The sequence below is a fragment of the Flavihumibacter solisilvae genome, assembly GCF_000814475.1.
GTDB lineage: Bacteria > Bacteroidota > Bacteroidia > Chitinophagales > Chitinophagaceae > Flavihumibacter > Flavihumibacter solisilvae.
The window spans coordinates 307,651-324,991 of record NZ_JSVC01000015.1 but is presented as its reverse complement, the minus strand read 5'-3'; the positions used below and the strand labels follow the sequence as shown (position 1 = coordinate 324,991).

General features: G+C 47.7%; 17 protein-coding genes. 9 read left to right on the top strand and 8 right to left on the bottom strand.

All coding sequences use genetic code 11. From position 1 onward, the window contains the following. Positions 1 to 6: 6 nt before the first annotated feature. Positions 7 to 1,440 carry a Gfo/Idh/MocA family protein gene (locus OI18_RS14200; protein WP_039140775.1) on the top strand — a complete coding sequence of 478 codons (1,434 nt, stop codon included), beginning with the start codon at positions 7 to 9 and terminating at the stop codon, positions 1,438 to 1,440. A gap of 3 nt (positions 1,441 to 1,443) precedes the next feature. On the opposite strand, the gene OI18_RS14195 is transcribed toward OI18_RS14200, so the two are convergent. Genes OI18_RS14195 through OI18_RS14180 form a run of 4 tightly spaced genes read right to left on the bottom strand, consistent with a single transcriptional unit; the run spans position 1,444 to position 6,833 of the window. After that, a complete protein-coding gene (locus OI18_RS14195) occupies positions 1,444 to 2,526 on the bottom strand; it encodes an SGNH/GDSL hydrolase family protein (protein WP_039140773.1) in 1,083 nt (360 codons plus the stop codon). Positions 2,527 to 2,567: 41 nt separating this feature from the next. Beyond that, the gene (locus OI18_RS14190; protein WP_052273233.1) at positions 2,568 to 3,791 is read right to left on the bottom strand and encodes an AGE family epimerase/isomerase; all 1,224 of its coding nucleotides are present in this window, start codon (positions 3,789 to 3,791) and stop codon (positions 2,568 to 2,570) included. Beyond that, positions 3,769 to 4,983: a glycoside hydrolase family 130 protein gene (locus OI18_RS14185; protein ID WP_039140771.1), complete on the bottom strand. Its 1,215-nt coding sequence runs from the start codon at positions 4,981 to 4,983 to the stop codon at positions 3,769 to 3,771. The genes OI18_RS14190 and OI18_RS14185 overlap by 23 nt, the downstream gene beginning before the upstream one ends. Before the next feature lie 14 nt (positions 4,984 to 4,997). After that, positions 4,998 to 6,833, bottom strand: a complete 1,836-nt coding sequence (locus OI18_RS14180) for a sodium:solute symporter family protein (protein ID WP_039140769.1) — start codon at positions 6,831 to 6,833, stop codon at positions 4,998 to 5,000. Between the two features lie 217 nt (positions 6,834 to 7,050). Here OI18_RS14180 and OI18_RS14175 point away from each other — a divergent pair, with 217 nt between their 5' ends. Further along, positions 7,051 to 7,950, top strand: coding sequence for a helix-turn-helix domain-containing protein (locus OI18_RS14175; RefSeq protein WP_039140766.1), 900 nt, complete (start codon positions 7,051 to 7,053; stop codon positions 7,948 to 7,950). Between the two features lies 1 nt (position 7,951). Here OI18_RS14175 and OI18_RS14170 read toward each other — a convergent pair whose 3' ends face one another. Further along, complete coding sequence (locus OI18_RS14170; RefSeq protein WP_052273232.1) at positions 7,952 to 9,049, bottom strand: amidohydrolase family protein; 1,098 nt, start codon at positions 9,047 to 9,049, stop codon at positions 7,952 to 7,954. 95 nt (positions 9,050 to 9,144) lie between these two features. Here OI18_RS14170 and OI18_RS14165 point away from each other — a divergent pair, with 95 nt between their 5' ends. From OI18_RS14165 to OI18_RS14150, 4 genes are all read left to right on the top strand, one after another. Next, on the top strand, positions 9,145 to 11,055 hold the full coding sequence (locus tag OI18_RS14165; protein ID WP_052273253.1) for an ABC transporter ATP-binding protein: 1,911 nt from the start codon (positions 9,145 to 9,147) through the stop codon (positions 11,053 to 11,055). A gap of 90 nt (positions 11,056 to 11,145) precedes the next feature. Further along, positions 11,146 to 11,922: an MlaE family ABC transporter permease gene (locus OI18_RS14160; RefSeq protein ID WP_039140765.1), complete on the top strand. Its 777-nt coding sequence runs from the start codon at positions 11,146 to 11,148 to the stop codon at positions 11,920 to 11,922. A 9-nt stretch (positions 11,923 to 11,931) separates the two neighbouring features. Beyond that, positions 11,932 to 12,660 (top strand): ABC transporter ATP-binding protein, encoded by a 729-nt coding sequence (locus OI18_RS14155; RefSeq protein ID WP_240312775.1) that lies wholly within the window; start codon positions 11,932 to 11,934, stop codon positions 12,658 to 12,660. A gap of 5 nt (positions 12,661 to 12,665) precedes the next feature. After that, positions 12,666 to 13,397, top strand: a complete 732-nt coding sequence (locus OI18_RS14150) for an MlaD family protein (RefSeq protein ID WP_039140760.1) — start codon at positions 12,666 to 12,668, stop codon at positions 13,395 to 13,397. A 66-nt stretch (positions 13,398 to 13,463) separates the two neighbouring features. On the opposite strand, the gene OI18_RS14145 is transcribed toward OI18_RS14150, so the two are convergent. Genes OI18_RS14145 through OI18_RS14135 form a run of 3 tightly spaced genes read right to left on the bottom strand, consistent with a single transcriptional unit; the run spans position 13,464 to position 16,208 of the window. Further along, complete coding sequence (locus tag OI18_RS14145) at positions 13,464 to 14,222, bottom strand: 3-keto-disaccharide hydrolase (protein WP_039140983.1); 759 nt, start codon at positions 14,220 to 14,222, stop codon at positions 13,464 to 13,466. Between the two features lie 10 nt (positions 14,223 to 14,232). Then, positions 14,233 to 15,600, bottom strand: a complete 1,368-nt coding sequence (locus OI18_RS14140) for a Gfo/Idh/MocA family protein (RefSeq protein WP_039140759.1) — start codon at positions 15,598 to 15,600, stop codon at positions 14,233 to 14,235. 8 nt (positions 15,601 to 15,608) lie between these two features. Next, on the bottom strand, positions 15,609 to 16,208 hold the full coding sequence (locus OI18_RS14135) for a 3-keto-disaccharide hydrolase (RefSeq protein WP_039140757.1): 600 nt from the start codon (positions 16,206 to 16,208) through the stop codon (positions 15,609 to 15,611). A 165-nt stretch (positions 16,209 to 16,373) separates the two neighbouring features. Between OI18_RS14135 and OI18_RS14130 the strand changes: the two genes are divergently transcribed. The 3 genes from OI18_RS14130 (at position 16,374) to OI18_RS14120 (ending at position 17,339) form a co-directional block, all read left to right on the top strand. After that, entirely contained in the window at positions 16,374 to 16,586 is a 213-nt protein-coding gene (locus tag OI18_RS14130; protein WP_052273231.1) for a DJ-1/PfpI family protein, read from the top strand. Between the two features lie 68 nt (positions 16,587 to 16,654). Beyond that, positions 16,655 to 16,837, top strand: coding sequence for a hypothetical protein (locus tag OI18_RS24550; RefSeq protein ID WP_152616828.1), 183 nt, complete (start codon positions 16,655 to 16,657; stop codon positions 16,835 to 16,837). Between the two features lie 67 nt (positions 16,838 to 16,904). After that, on the top strand, positions 16,905 to 17,339 hold the full coding sequence (locus OI18_RS14120) for a DoxX family protein (protein WP_039140754.1): 435 nt from the start codon (positions 16,905 to 16,907) through the stop codon (positions 17,337 to 17,339). Positions 17,340 to 17,341: the final 2 nt, after the last annotated feature.

Genomic DNA, 17,341 nt, shown 5'->3' with positions numbered 1-17,341 from the left:
TAAACTATGAGCTCAGATCGCAGAAAATTCTTACGCAACATCACCCTTGGAACTGGTGCCCTCGTTAGTGGAATGCCGGCTTGGGCAAACGAAAATGCTGCCGACGGAACTGATGCCGGCTTCATGCCGGAGCGTGCTTCAGGTTTCAACATGTGCGGATACGCCGCACCTAAAATTGATAAAGTCAGGATTGGCTTTGTGGGACTAGGAATGCGTGGACCCGGCGCAGTGGAAAGAATGAGCTTTATTGAAGGAGTCGAGATTGCCGCACTTTGTGACAAGTTCCCTGACCGTGTGGCCAGCGCCCAGAAGATCCTGGAAAAAGCCGGGCTGCCAAAAGCCAAGGAATATACCGGTGAAGATGGCTGGAAGGCAATGGTTGAAAGTGACCTCGATCTTATTTACATCACAACCCCATGGCACCTGCATACACCCATGGCCCTGTATGCCATGAATAATGGCAAACATGCGGCTACCGAAGTACCTGCCGCACTTACCCTTGATGAATGCTGGCAACTGGTAGAGACGTCGGAGAAAACGAAAAAGCATTGCATGATGCTGGAGAACTGCTGTTACGACTTCTTTGAACTGCTTACGCTGAACATGGCACGCAACGGGCTTTTCGGTGAGATCCTGCACACTGAAGGGGCATACATTCATGACCTCCTCAGCCTCAACTTCTCGAAAACGGGTTATGCAGACATGTGGCGCCTTCGCATGAATGGTAAACATAACGGTAACCTGTATCCCACGCACGGACTGGGACCTATTGCACAATGCATGAATATCAACAGGGGCGACCAGATGGACTACCTTGTTTCCATTCAAACAGCTGACTTCCAGATGAAGGACAAAGCAAAGGAACTGGCTGCAACAGATTCGTTCTTCAATGAGTTCACTGACCTGAATTATCGTGGAAACATGAATACCACGCTCATTAAGACCATCAAGGGCAAGTCCATCATGGTGCAGCATGACGTAACTTCTCCCCGCCCCTATTCGAGGATCCACCTCGTCAGCGGAACAAAAGGAGTCGCGCAAAAATGGCCTTCGCCAGGTAAGATCGCTTTCGGTCACAGCTGGGTTAAGCCGGAAGAAATGAAAGAACTCGAAGAAAAATATACGCCACCAATTGTGAAACATATCGGTGAAATTGCGAAGAGCGTAGGTGGACATGGAGGTATGGACTTCATTATGGACTGGCGGCTGATAGATTGCCTCCGCAACGGCCTGCCACTCGACCAGGATGTGTATGATGCTGCGCTCTGGAGCTGCATTATCCCGCTTTCTGAAAAATCAGTGAACAAGCGCGGACGCTCAATGGATATCCCTGATTTCACAAGGGGTAACTGGAAGAATAACAAACCTGTAAGCCTGTCACTGGAAGGTGGCGCAACAACCACAGTAAGGAAAACTGCTAATAGCGGCAGCCAGCTGTAATGCTTACCAGTTCATTGCATTCGAAATAACTGTTTGCAGTTCTTTTGCTATTGCCTGGTGTTCGGTCAGGTCAGGATGGTCACCGCATCCGTTGTGATAACGTTTGCTGAAGAAATAGGTATGGATCTTCTTCATACCATTACGTGACAATTCTGTCCTGACCGCATTAAGCACTTCTTTCTGCCAGGCGACAAGCTCAGGAGTCGCCATTGGACTGGTCAGGAGAAATATCGTTGAAGCGGGGTGTGCCGCACGCAGCTGGTTTACAAACTTCACGTAAGCCTTACGGAATACCGTCTTGTCCTGGATTCCATCGTTTTGTCCAAGGCTCACTGTAATCACATCCGGATGATATTTTTCAGTATCCCAGGCTATACTGTTTGGTCGCAGCGTAACATTGTTGTAGACCTGGGGCATGGTATAGTTTAACTCACAACAGCTCTGCATGAGTCCTATCCCGGTAACAGATGTCAGGTGCCATTGCGCCTTCAGCATGCGGGCAGTCAATGGGCCATATGCATAATAAGTATTGTGCTGATCGTACCATTCCCCTTCTCCGCACGGTTTGGAAAGAATATCACTGCCGGTGCCACAGGTAATGGAATTTCCAATAAACTCAATCTTGCGAAGTGGTGCTCTCGCCGGTGCTAAAAGCTTCCGGCATTTCAGGCCTACGAACTCAAGGTACCCGATTCCGCTTTCAGTCCCCTTGCAGATAAGAAGCGTGTGCGCGCCGCTGTCAAGTCCACGCGCAATATCTATCACGTTCCTTTTTTTGGATAACCTGATCCGGCTGTAAAACTTCCCGTCGATCATTACCTGGATGTAATTGTGATTCTTACTGAGCTGCTCTTCATCATTGATCAGCAGCTGGCAGTCACTTCCTTCAAACCTTGTTTCAATGTAAACGCCCGGTGCCCAGAAGCGGGGCAAGACGGGATTGGAGAAATCGACCCTGCCTGTGTAGCGAAAACGGTCGTCGGCTGCGGTGAACAGCTCAAGATTTTTACCAGGATCGGTGGAGTTATCCTGCCTGCAGCTTATCCAGGCCAATAACGCCAGAATGCGGAATATCCCCAACTTCATATCGGAACTATTGACTGAATCATCATGCGTTTCGATTATTCCTAACGGTAATATATAGATTTTTGGTGATACGAACAAATCTCATCAATCCGGTTGATCAGTTCTATGCACGCCCGCCCATTGTGGTATGGGCATTTCCAGATGCCGACCTTATCCTGGCCTGGCATAATGTTCCCGTTTTCGGTTAACCCCCAATACCATTCACCTCCATTCCTGTCGATCATTGCTGACCGTATGAACTTCCAGGTCTTTAAAAACCTGTTCAGGTATTCTTCATCAAGAGTCAGCTGCCAGGCATTGAACAGTCCCACAACCGCTTCTGCCATTGGCCACCAGTGCTTTTCTTTATTAACCTTCCCTTCAACCGGGTCATACTCATACCACAGTCCACCGTCCTGGTCCATCCCTTCCAATGCAGCATCCGTAAGCCGGATCGAAAGGCTTTTGAAAGCCTGTATGAGTTCAGCATCACCACTGGTTTTCGCTGCTTCATAAAGAAGCCAACCCGCTTCAATGTCATGGCCATAGGAAATACCAGGTGAACGCAGATTCCAATCCATATCAAAGAAGAGATTAAGGTGCCCGCTCTTATTGTCAATGATCCGGTTCCGGAAGATGTTCAGCAGGCCTGTAAGATCCTCAAGCAGTTGTTCATCGGGCCACACGGAATAAAGGTTTGCATACGCTTCAAGAACATGCAGGTGTGTGTTCATGGACTTAGCTTCGTTGGCATCCTTTTCACTAAGCCGAAGATCATGGATAGATTTCCAATCGACTGTAAATGCTTGCACATAACCACCGTTCTCACTGTCAAGACTATGACGCCGGATGAGCTGGTATAAGGCGATGCAGTGTTCCAATGCCTTCAGATCCCCGCTTACCCGGTACCATTCCGACATCGCATAGATCACAAATGCATGGGCATATATCTTCTTGGTTTCATCGAGGGGATTGCCTGTATAGTCTACAGTCCAGTACACACCACTGTGACTGCTGTCGATAAAGTATTTTTCGATATAGCGAAATGCGCGTTCCGCCAACTGCCGGTGAGATGCAGACCGGGTGATGGGAAATGCCGCCGCGAAGGTCCAGAGGATCCTTGCATTCAGCACGGATCCTTTAGGGGAAAATTCAATGACCTTATTGTCCTCATCAATCCTTCCCACAAATCCGCCAAACATCTGGTCAATAGTGTGGGTTGACCAGTACTGCAAAATATCATCCAGTTCCTTCCTGAGTTCTTTATGTAATTGAAGAAACAGCATTTGTCAGGTGTTCATTTTTTTCATGAAGTTTATTCTGATCGATGATCGCAGTCAGGGTTTCAACAGATGAAGCCGACCGGAATCCATCGGGAGAGGTCTGCTTCACATAATCAAGCAGCTGAGCGATGCTGCTTACTGCCACATGCAGCCGCGAATCAGATGAAGCGTAATAGATAAAAACTGTGCCATCATCATCTGCAATCCAGCCGTTTGAGAAGAGCACATTTGACACATCACCAGTCCGTTCTTCACCCTCCGGCGCCATAAAATAACCCCCGGGCTTGAAGATAACCCTTGAAACATCCTGCAGATCAGTCATGAAAAGGTAGAGCACATAACGCAGACCGGCAGCGGTATTACGTACGCCGTGAGCCAGGTGCAGCCAGCCTTCTGTGGTTTTGATCGGCGCAGGGCCCAGGCCGTTTTTTGCCTCATAGACCGTATGATATTTCCTGCAGTCGATTACTTTCTCACTTTGGATCACAGCATTTTCAATGTCATCACACATCCCGAAGCCAATTCCTCCCCCGCTGCCGGCTGAAATAAATCCGTCCTGCGGACGCGTATAAAAAGCGTATTTCCCTTCCACAAATTCAGGATGCAGCACTGCGTTCCGCTGTTGTGGTGAAGGGGTTACCAGGTCGGGAAGCCGTTCCCATTTTTCAAGGTCTTTCGTTCGCACAATTCCGCATTGTGCAATGGCCGCCGACTGGTCCGATCCAGGTGAAGCCTGGTCAGGGCGCTCCGTACAGAATAATCCATAGATCCAGCCATCTTCATGCTTCACGAGGCGCATATCATACACGTTGGTATCGGGATCATTGTTTTCCGGAAGCGTTACCGGGTAATCGCGAAAACGAAACCGGTCAATCCCGTTGGGGCTTTCGGCAATTGCAAAAAAAGACTTCCGGTCACTTCCTTCCACTCTGGCTACCATCACATATCGCTCCCCGAATTTTATCGCTCCTGCATTAAAAACAGCGTTTATCCCAAAGCGTTCCATCAGGAATGGATTACTGTTTTGATCCAGATCATATCTCCAGAAGACGGGAGTATGCGCAGCTGTCAGGACCGGATATTTGTATCTCCGGAATACACCATTAAATTCCTCCGCCGGTTCATTGATCCTTTCCGTCAGCATTGCATGATCATTTTGAAGCTGCTGCAGCCGGTCTGTAAAATTATTTCGCATTCAACTTGGTTTAGTTAGTTGTCCAGCCTGTTCCACCAGGTTCTTTTAAGTACGAGCACAACCGATACCAGGATTGCTGTTGTAATAACCAACGGCATCTTAGCCCACAACACCACGTACATAGGCAGGATGGTGAGGCAGCATTGCGCGATTATTCCCAGCATTACATTCATCATGTCAGGTCCGAATCTTTTGTTAACCGGGAACGATGGATCGTCGGCAAGAACTTTATCCCGGATGGGATTCCAGAATCCCCATGGTCGCACGCTCGTATAAAACTTTTTCAATACCACTTCATCAGTGGGCGGGGCTGCGTACGTGCCTATAACACACCCCGCAAGAGAGATCGCAAACAGCAACGGCCAGTAGTATAATGCAAGTCCGGAAAATAAGTAAGGGAATACCATCGCAGCCAGGATGCCGCTTATCATTCCCCAGAAAAATCCATTCGCATTAAATCGCCACCAGTACCACTTCAGCATATTGGCAGCAATATATCCGCCATACAAAGCACTGACGATCCATTGCAGGATGCTGTTCACATCACGGGCAAAAAATCCAAGTACAATGCCAATCGTTACCACCAGCACGCCAACAAGATAATTGGCAGTAATAGTCCTTTGGGTACTGGCGGAAGGATTAATATACTTCAGGTAAATATCATTCACGATGTAGGCCTGTGCAGCATTCAGTGTACCTGAGAACGTGCCCATGAATGCGCCAAGCAAACCTGTCAGGACCAATCCAAGTAAACCGGAAGGCAGGAACCCGTTTATGGCAGCAGGCAGGATCTTTTCAAAATCTATATTACCCGCCGCATCCGTAAGCGAAAGCTGGTTATAATACAGCAATGCCAGCACGGTCAGTCCTATAACCATCGAATATCTCACAGGCAGCAGGATGATACTCACAAAGCCACTCATTTTAGCCGCGTCTTTGGGTGACCGTGTGCTCAACACCTTCTGCATATCATAGTTAGGTGCGGGGCCTGCGAGACTGGCAAACACACCTTTAAACAACATCATCATAAAAAAGATCCCGAACAGCCCGAATCCGTCTGCTGCAATCTTTTTATTTGCTGCAGGCAGGATCTCACTCCAGTTCAGGCCCAGCTCCCATCCAAAGAACGGGTTGGACCAGCCTCCAGGCACTTTCAGCATTGCTTCTTCACGACAATGCAGGTGCGTCATAGCAATTACTGCAATGGAGATGCAAGCCACTGTCAGGATGATATACTTGATAAAATCCCCCAGCACAATACTATGCAGTCCGCCAAGAATGGAATAAAACATGGCGAACAGCGTAAAGATGATACCATAGAAATGCGGTACAAATTCCTTCGCAACATGGAATGGAATATAGTCGCTCACTAATTCCCAGGGAACAAATATTTCAATGAACTTACCCAGCCCAATGAATCCGTACGCCAGGAATCCAAAGCAACTCAGCAATGCAAAAGCCACAACTACATTGTGAGATGGCTTCACTCCCCGGCCTTCGGTTCCAAACCTGGTCGCCAGCCATTCTGCGCCTGTATTTGCGTTAGAACGCCGCAGCCACCGGGAAAGGAACATCATCATGAACACCTGGTTGAAAACCGGCCATAGCCAGGGGATCCAGATGCTTTTCATCCCATACACGAAACAGAGGGAGACCATCCACATCGTTCCGCTTATATCAAACATATCCGAAGCATCGCTAAGACCGAGCATGTACCACGGCAATGATTTGCCGCCCAGCAGGTAGCTTTCCTTATTCTGGCGCGCTTTCTTCCGGAACCAGAAACCGAGCATTACCATTGTCGCCAGGTAGGAGATAATTATGGCCCAGTCAATCCATTGTAATTTCATGTTACAGCAGCTTAGTCACAGGACGCATAATACAACGTTTTGATGTCCGGTCTTACTATAAAAATAAATTCAATACGTACTCAGTATTGATACTATATTATCAAAAGTTTATACCATAAAACATTTAGAATTTCCATTTTACCCCAACCAGCCTTACCTGCAAGGCATTTAAAAATTGGGAAAAAGCAAAACTTATTGATACTTTTAGCAGTACCACATGAGACAGACAAGCGACAGGATTCTACGTGAAATCACTCCCCTGACCCAGAGTGATTGTTTCACTCTTTTCACACGCGAGAAATCGGGCTTTGATTTCCCGCTACATTTCCATGAAGAATTTGAACTGAATTTTATCCTGAATGCAAGCGGTGCACGCCGGGTTGTAGGTGACCATATGGAAGAGATCGGGGATATAGAATTGGTACTTGTAGGCTCAAACCTTCAGCATGGCTGGTTCACCCACAAATGTGTGAACAAGGAGATCAAGGAAGTCACCATCCAGTTTCACAAAGATCTGCTCGACGAAAAAATGCTGCGTCGTAACCAGCTGAGCTTTGTCCGGACCATGTTGGAAAGATCACTGCGCGGGATCCTTTTTTCTGCAGAAACTACACAGAGCCTGGCACCGCGACTGCTGAACCTCAGTCAGAAACATGGCTTCGATTCCGTACTTGAGCTTTTCTCCATCCTGCACGATCTGTCCATTTCAAGGAACATGCGGATCCTGAGTGATTCGACATTCAACAATATTGAACAGTACACCTATAACAGCAGGCGGGTGGAAAAAGCGCTTGAGCATATGAACAGCAACTTCGACAAACCGATCTCGTTGTCTGATGTCGCAAAGCTGGTCAGTATGTCTGATGTAGCTTTCAGCAGGTTTTTCAAAACCCGTACCGGTAACAATTTTATTGACAGCCTCATCGAGATCCGGCTTGGGCATGCCAGCCGGCTGCTGATAGACACAACTCATTCCATCGGCGAAATCGCATACCGCTGCGGGTTCAACAACATGTCCAATTTCAACCGCGTATTCAAAAAGAAGAAAAACTGTACGCCAAAAGAATTCAGGGAAGACTACAATGCGGTAGGATCCGGAACCCGGGTCTTTATTTAGCCTATTCCGGGAAAAGGGTCCGGTCAATGCCGGGAATTATCCTTAATGCATTGCGGTAATAGATCTTCTTCAGGATCTCATCTGTAAGCCCCATTCCATACATTCTCCAGAAGGCGTGGTATTTCTTGTGGTAAGGGAAGTATTCGTCATCGGTCTCAAGCACCCGGAAATAAGTGGCATATTCATCCGGCACCCAGCTGTCTTTCCCGAACAGGATCCGGTCCTGGTACTTAGCAAAAAACGCTTTGGACATCCTTGGCTGGCGGCCAAGTTCGGCAATCACTGCTCCAAACTCGACCACAACATTGGGAAGTGCGGTCAACAGGCTGTCCAGTTTTCCGAGGTTGTTCGGGTACCAGCCAAAATGTGCGGCAATGAATGTAGTACGCGGATGATTCCCAAACATGCGGTGTTGTTCGGCAATCAGCACTTCCCAGGGTGCGGGGTTATCATCACTTCTTTTCCGGTTGGGATGTGTCTGCAATTCCAGCCACCGTTCATTATGTTCATCTGCGTTTTGCCAGAACGATTCAGGATCTGCGGTATGAATGAGGACCGGGATCTTCAGCTCTGCACACTTGTCCCAGATCGGGGCCAGTCTTTTGTCATCGATCGTTACACGATTTCCATCCTTGTCACGCACGGAGAAACCAAGGTTCTTGAAGATCTTCAGGCCATTTGCACCATTTCGTACATCTTCCTCCAGTTGCTTTACTGCGTTGTCTGTCCACCCCTCTTTTCCAATTCCACTGAAATCAATATTTGCAAACAGGATTATCCGCTGTGTTGCATGGGCCGACTTCAGGTCGGCAGCCATTGATTTAAGCCGGTTTCCCGTTCCCCCGCTCAGGTTCACCATTACTTTCATATTCAGCCTGTCCATTTCACCGACCAGTTGATCAATATTGCCTGCGCCGAGGTTGTTCTGGTGATTATGCACATCAATAAAGGGATAACGTGCCCGGGTAACCGAATGCCCCGGAACTACCAGCGTTGAAACGGGGTCGTACTTTTCAAAGTCCATCTTCACCTCCTGGGCTTTAAGCGTACAAAACGCGAAATGAAACACAGCACATAACAGTAAGCAGCGGCTGTACATACGAATATTATTTTTCGTAAGATATCTGAATTTTGGTACGGAACAACTACCGCTCTTACTTTGCAGTATTATTTCCAGACATAAATACAAGCAAGATGGCGGGAGGAAGGAGAAAACAGGCAGACTCACAGGACAGTGACAGACCCAAAGTAAAAGTAAACCGGGAGAATCTCCGCCAGGCGCTGGTGTTGTTTACCTATCTCAGGCCATACCGTGCAAAATTCGCGTGGAGCCTGGTATTTATTGCGCTGTCGGCATTCACTACAAGCCTGTTCCCGCTTTTTCTTGGCAAGATGATAGATGCGGCCGCTCCCGGCGCCAGCCTACCTTCTGTGAACCCAGCAGTTTCAATGCCTTTCAGCGAACAACTGCGGCATGTGAAATGGAGCCTGAACACTACCCTGCTGCTCATCTTCATCCAACTCGCGATTCAAACCGTTTTCTCATTTCTTCGCATATACCTGTTAACGGAAGTAGGTGAAAAAGCGCTTGCCGGCATGCGGAAGGATGTTTACAGCAAACTGCTCACGATGCCAATGAGTTATTTTTCAGAAAAGCGGGTGGGCGAACTGAGCAACCGGATCTCTTCTGACCTCTCCCAGATCCAGGATGCCATTTCATTTACACTTGCGGAATTTCTGCGCGGCATTTTTACCCTCGTAATCGGACTCGTATTTATATTCTGGATCAGCACCAAGCTTGCGCTGGTCATGCTGGCAGTAGTTCCTGTTATTGCAGTTCTTGCCGTGGTATTCGGAAAAAGGATCCGCAAAATGTCGCGCCGGGCACAGGACCAGCTGGCAGAGAGCGGCACCATTGTGCAGGAAACATTCCACGGGGTTTCCATCGTTAAGGCATTTACGAGTGAATACCACGAGATCAGCCGCTATGTTAAAAGTATTTATGCAGTTGTAGATACAGCCATTTCGAATGCACGTTACCGTGGTGCATTTGTGTCCTTCATGATCTTCAGTGTATTCGGGGCAATCGCTTTCGTAATGTGGTATGGAGCAGGCATGATACAGAGCGGACAGCTTACCATCGGTTCACTCACCATGTTCGTAATCTTTTCCATGTTTGTAGGCGGAACATTTGCCGGTTTCGCCGATATGTTTTCACAATTACAGAAAACCCTCGGCGCTACGGAAAGTGTTCGTGAAATACTGCGGGCCGAAGGTGAACCAGTTCAACTTACCCCCGTCGATGTCGAGCCCGCTTACAGGTTACATGGGAACGTCCGGTTCGACCACGTGGCTTTCAGTTACCCCGGCCGGAAAGATGTACCTGTATTACGTGACTTGTCATTGACCGCATCGAATGGCCAGCAGATCGCTCTTGTTGGACCAAGTGGCGCGGGCAAAACAACCATTGCTTCCTTATTACTCCAGTTCTATCATCCCGATACCGGTACCATTTATTTTGATGACAGGCCCGCAGACAGTTTCCCCCTCACGCAACTGCGCAGGCAAATGGCATTTGTGCCACAGGAGGTGTTATTATTTGGCGGCAGCATCAGGGAAAATATTGCTTATGGCAAGCATGGCGCAACCGAGGAAGAGATAATGGACGCGGCAAAAAAGGCCAATGCCCATGAATTCATCAGCAGGTTCCCCGAACAGTATGACACGATCGTTGGTGAAAGAGGCATTAAGCTGAGTGGTGGACAAAGGCAGCGTATAGCCATCGCAAGAGCTATCCTGAAAGACCCCGCAATCCTGATTCTTGATGAAGCCACTTCTTCACTCGACAGCGAAAGTGAACAACTTGTACAGGAAGCCCTCGAGAACCTCATGCAGGGACGTACTTCCTTCGTAATCGCTCACAGGCTGTCTACTATCCGGAATGCGGATCGTATCGCGGTAATCGAACGCGGAATGGTTATCGAGGCGGGCACCCACCAGCAGCTCATGTTACATGATGGACTTTACAAACGGCTCAACGATATGCAGTTTGAATTCGGTGTTGTCACTCAATCACCTGTCACAGGCGAACCTTCTGTAGAATAATTTACCCGGGCGGATTAAAAAGTCCTGGTCAGGACGGTACATTCCCGTGGCAAGTATTTGGCATTATGCCCTTTAACTAACGATGGATGTATGCCCGATCTGCTGCCCTTTAATGTTTCCGGCGCCTTCACCCGGATGGGTGACCAGGCTTATTTTTTTCGCTCATTTGTCCGCAACCTGTTCGACAGGGACTTTGAATGGGAAGAATTTCTCCGCCAGTCCTACCAAATCGGTTATAAGTCTATTGGCATCTGTGCGCTTACGGGATTCATCCTGGGTATTGTGCTTACACTGCAGTCAACCCCCACCTTAAAGGATTTTGGTGCTGAAACCTTTATCCCGGGTATGGTTGCTATTTCCATAATCAGGGAAATCGGGCCTGTAATTACAGCTCTTATCTGCGCAGGAAAAACCGCATCGCGGATCGGTGCAGAACTCGGAAGTATGAACGTTACAGAACAGATCGACGCCATGGAAGTATCGGGCGCCAACCCCATTAAGTTTCTTGTTGTTACGCGGATCCTTGCCTGCATGATAATGATCCCGATGCTTACAATACTCGCAGATGCAATGGCATTACTTGGCGGATATGCAGCATCCGCCTTGTCGGCCGAAATCACGCTGCAGCTTTATTTCACCAAAGCAATCAGCAACCTGGAATTTTCCGATATCATTCCGGCAGTGATCAAGACCATCCTGTTTGGCTTCAGCATTGGCTTTGTCGGGTGTTATAAAGGCTTCCATTCCACGCGGGGAACGGAAAGCGTGGGACAGGCAGCAAATTCCGCCGTAGTAACAGCGTCCATCTGGATAGTTATTATTGATGCGATCGTAGTGCAGGTGACGGGTTCTATCCTATATGCCTAAATGAAACCTATGGAACATGTAATTGAAATAAAAGAACTGAAAAAAAGCTTTGGAGAAAACGATGTCCTGAAAGGAATCGGACTAAATGTATCACGTGGTGAAAACGTGGTGATCATGGGCCGTTCCGGTGAAGGAAAATCGGTGACCATCAAATGCATTGCCGGGCTCCTGACACCCGATAGTGGTTCATTGAAAGTAATGGGCGATGAAGTGAAAGAGCTGGCTGAGGATGGACTTAAAAAAATGCGTCGCAAGCTGGGTTTCGTGTTCCAGGGTGCGGCCCTTTACGACTCCATGACTGTCAGGGAGAACCTCGCCTTCCCGCTGAAAAAAGTGCTGAAAATGAAAGACCGGGAGGAAATAGAACGAACCTGCAGGGAAGTGCTTGAAGCGGTCGGACTTAACGACACACTGGAAAAATTGCCTTCAGAACTGAGCGGGGGGATGAGAAAGCGTGTAGGCCTCGCCCGGACACTGATCGTAAAACCTGAGATCATCTTATATGATGAACCGACTACCGGGCTCGACAGCATCACTTCAAAGGAGATCAGCAATCTTATCCTAGAGATGAGGAAAAAATACAAAACCACTTCAGTCATCATTACGCACGATCTATCCTGTGCCCAGATCACCGGCGACAGGATCTTAATATTGAAAGACGGAGTATTTGCAGCTGAAGGAACTTATGAAGAACTGGAAAACTCATCTGATGAATTTGTAAGATCATTTTTTAAATAAGCACCATGATTATAACAAATGAACAAAAACTGAAGACCGGGGTGTTTGTAATCATCTGCATCGGGCTGCTGGCGGTAATGCTGTTTCTTATCGCCAAGAGAAAGAAAATCTTCGGCAACAACTTTACGGTCTATGCCAACTTCAAAAATATCGCCGGCACCACGGAAGGCAATTTTGTCCGGTATGCCGGCATTAACATCGGCACTGTGGAAGCAATAAAAGTTGTAAACGATACAACCGTACAACTGATGATGACACTCGACCGGGAAATGCAGCCATTCATTAAATCCGATGCCATTGCAAGTATCGGGAATGACGGCCTGATGGGAGATAAACTATTGCATATTGCTCCCGGAAATACAACATCCAAACCTGTAAAGGATGGAGACACCATCCAGGCTTCCAACCCCATGGATGTGGACAGGATCATGAATAACCTGTCGAGCGTTACTGACAATGCAGCTTTTTTGACGGAGGGACTTGCTGAGATAGTAGAAAAGATAAACAATGGTGAAGGCTCGATCGGGAGATTGCTGACTGATGAACAAATGGCCGACCGGCTGGAAGGCACGATTGAAAAGGCAAATAAAACGGTGACGACTATTGACAAGACTGCGAAGTCAGTCGATGAAAATATGCAGGCCGCAAAGAAAAGCTTCCTGTTACGCGGCTATTTCAGGAAGAAGGAAAAACAACGAATCAAGGATTCGATAGAGCAAGCGAAAACTAAGCAGTAAAATAAAAATGGGCGTCCGTATTCACCGGACGCCCATTCACTTATTGACTTATTCACTTATGACTTATCACAAGATCTTGATCATGATATTCTTAAAATAAGCTTTGTTTCCGTGGTCCTGCAAAGCGATTCTTCCTTTTTTGGCGCTGCCATAGTCAGGAAAATCCTTCCATTTCCCGATGCTCTTTTCTTTATTCCATTTATCATCGCCAGCCTGGAATTCGACAATTTTTTCACCGTTCAGCCAGTGTTCCACATGACCGTTATTGTAAACGATCCTGCTTGTGTTCCACTCGCCTATCGGCTTTACTTTCTTTTTGTCATTCGGCAGGTTCATGGCATAGTCGGCACCTGTCTTCTGCCAGTCTTCCAGTTTGTCGGGATAACCTTCGTCATCTATCATCTGGTATTCCGGTCCGGTTTCGTATGGGCCCTTGTATTTCGGATCTTCCACAACGTGATACATCACGCCACTGTTACCGCCTTTATTGATCTTCCACTCCCAGCTCAATTCAAAATTCTCATATTCATTGTCAGAAACAATATCACCACCGGTATCACCTTTTGCAGCGCCAAGGCAAACCAGGGCGCCATCTTCGATGATCCAGTTTTTAACTTCACCCTTCTTGTTGTACCCGTGCCATCCGGCGAGGGACTTTCCATCAAAGATGCTTGTTTCGGTGGCTGCAGTACCTGCAGCAGCAGCGGTTGTATCTTTCATATCTGCCTGGTTTTCCTGGCTGGTCTGGTTATTTGCATTGTTGCACGCTACCATTCCGGCAACCATGGCAACCAGCCCGGTTTTCAGTAACAAATTTGAACTCATTTTTATGATTTTATTTCTTAATTAATTGCATTTTTTCAGGGTTCCAGCGGATAGCCGTATCCTGGTGGTAACTGTCGTTACAAAGCAGCGCAGGTGCCGCGGCGCGATATCCGAATACCGCGTCTTCAACCACCTTTCCACCATTCCGTACTGCGTTTAAGAAGTTCGCAAAATGGTCATATGGTCCGCCCAGGTATCCCTTTTCAGCTTCAAACGTATATTCTTCGGGACCAAGGATCCGCTTACGTCCATTAACCGGTGTACCAGCCTTCTTCATCTGCTCGATAAAGAACGGATCATCGGAAGCAAAGGATTTATTCCGCTTCAGGGTCACACTGTCCCAGGTCACATCCATAGAACCTTCGCTGCCCACCAGTTTAAGATATGTAGTACCGCTGGTTCCGTCTACGAAGTTGCAACGCAATGAAAGGTTGAAAGCAGGATGTGCCTGCGCCTGCGGATAATCGAATGTTCCGAGAAGAACGTCAGGTACTTCCCTGCCGTCTTTCCAGTACCGCAAACCACCTGCCGCATAAATTTTCTCAGGGCCAAATGAGTCGGTAATAAAATGCAGGCTTGAAAACAGGTGTACGAACAGATCGCCTGACATCCCCGTACCATAATCTGTATAATTGCGCCAGCGGAAAAAGCGGGTTGCATCAAACGGGCGCTTCGGCGTATTACTGATAAAAGTGTCCCAGTCAACGGTTTTTGGTGATGCGTCGGCAGGAATGGGATATTGCCATGCACCCGTAGGTGAATGTCTCGCCCAGAACCCTTCGGCATAATTGAGCTGGCCGATAGCGCCGTCTTTCAGGAGTTGTTTTGCTTTCTCATTACCAAGTGAAGAAACGCCCTGGCTTCCCACCTGGAAGATCTTCCCGGTTTCCTGCTGTGCTTTGATAACCGCGGGTCCTTCTGTTACCGCATGTACCATCGGCTTTTCGCAATACACATGCTTGCCGGCTTTCATCGCATCGATGGAGATCTGCTGGTGCCAGTGGTCCGGCGTGGCCACGATCACCGCATCAATATCTTTCCTGTTAAGCAGTTCACGATAGCTGCGCGTGGTAAAGATATCGGCGCCCCAGCGGGTCTTAGCTTCCGCAAGACGACCGTCATAGAGGTCACAAACAGCCACCAGCTTTGTACCGGGAACTTGTAATGCTGTTATTGTATCCTGCACTCCCATGCCACCCGCACCAATAAGTGCGATATTGATCTTGTCATTTGCACTCTGGCCGGGACGGCGTAATACAGATTTAAAAACGTTGCTTTTCTCAGCGGCAAAAAGACTCGACCCTGTTGCAACCGCTGCTGTACCTGTCGCAAGATTCATCAGAAAATTCCTGCGAGAGGCTCCTGGATTCTTTTTCATGTATGTGATCAGTTTAAAGTTTTTACTTTAATGTCTTTCCATCTCACTTTAATTCCACCACCATCGTGGATCTGCAGTGCGATAAATCCATTCCCCTGCCCGATCTTTTCATCTTTCAGGTGAACCATCTCCTTGCCGTTGAGCCAGGTCGTTACTTCATCGTTGATTACCTGGATCTTCATTACATTCCATTTGTCCTGGTTAAGGTTCTTCTCATCTTCTGGTTTCGGCTGGATGAGCCAACCCCTGCCATATGATTCGTAGATACCACCGGTATGCATACCCGCAGGGGCAACTTCTACCTGCCAGCCATTGATCTTGGTGCCTTCAATTCCTGAACGGATGAATACACCACTGTTCCCGTTGGCCTCGAGTTTGAAGCGCAGCTCCAGGATGAAATTTTTGTACGGCTTTGTTGTAGACAGGTAACCATACTGCTTGTCCGGGCCGCTTTCACAAACGAGCTCACCGTCCTGCACATACCATTTTTCCGTACCGTGAATGGTCCACCCATCAAGGTTCTTACCGTTAAAAATGGGTTTGAATTTCTGGCTGAAAGCCATCGTTGAAATGCCTGCAAGGGCAATAAGAAGAAATAGTTTTTTCATATGGGGGATTAATTTAGGCCATAATTCTTAAATAATCCGCTCTTGTAATGATTGATTTTTAACCAAAACTTATAAGTGCCGCCTGGCTCTTATTAAAGCCGGATTAAAACCGGTGGCAGGGTTATTGAAAGCACGGGGTATTATTCAACCAAAACCAGGAGAACCATGGCAAATCTGAACGGACAGAAAGTAGCCCTCCTGACCGAGGATGGATTTGAGGAAGTGGACCTTACCAGCCCGAAAAAAGCTCTTGAAGCAGCCGGTGTAACTGTGGATGTTGTGTCGCCAAAAGCCGGAAGGGTAAAGGCCTGGGACCATGACCACTGGTCAATTGAAGTGACTGTGGATAAACAGCTTGGCGGGAAAATTCTTCGATAGTGGTAAACCGGTTGCGGCCATTTGTCACGGAGGTGAAGGAATTCATCAACGAAAATAAAAACCTGATTATGAAATCACTCATTTACGCGCTCACCACTTGTTTTTTCCTCGTGTGTTGCAATAACTCAGGCTCGTCTACATCTGATAAGGATACTACATATATCGAAGACCGGGGCACTGACACAACACGCGAAAGACAGGACACGGCAAGCTATGAGCGAATGCCGAATAGTGCTGATACACCGCGGTAGAAAGGGGAAAATTTAACACCCTGACAATCAGAAAAAATAGCGACATTTAATGTCTAAATCCGGGGTTATGAATATTACTCACCGGCTACAGGAAGGTTATGTATCCACTACAGACCTGGTAGTAACGATCCTTCGAATCGCCCTAGGAATTGTCATACTTCTCAAAGGCATTTTCTTTCTCAGCCATTCTGAATACCTGGGCAACCTGATCAGGCATACAAACTTCGAACTCAAGACGCAATTCTGGATCTCTTACATTGCGTTTGCCCATTTGTTCGGGGGAGTGTTCATTATACTGGGACTGATAACCCGTTTTGCCTGCGCGATCCAGATTCCCGTGCTGATCGGGGCCGTATTCTTCGTGAACCCCGCACAAGGTTCCCAAACCAGCACTTTTGAGATTGTGCTGGCAATTGTTGTACTCATTTTGCTGGTGTATTTCCTGATCAAGGGACCAGGCAAAGTTTCAATGGATGAATCCCTGAAGAAATTCCTGCTATAAGC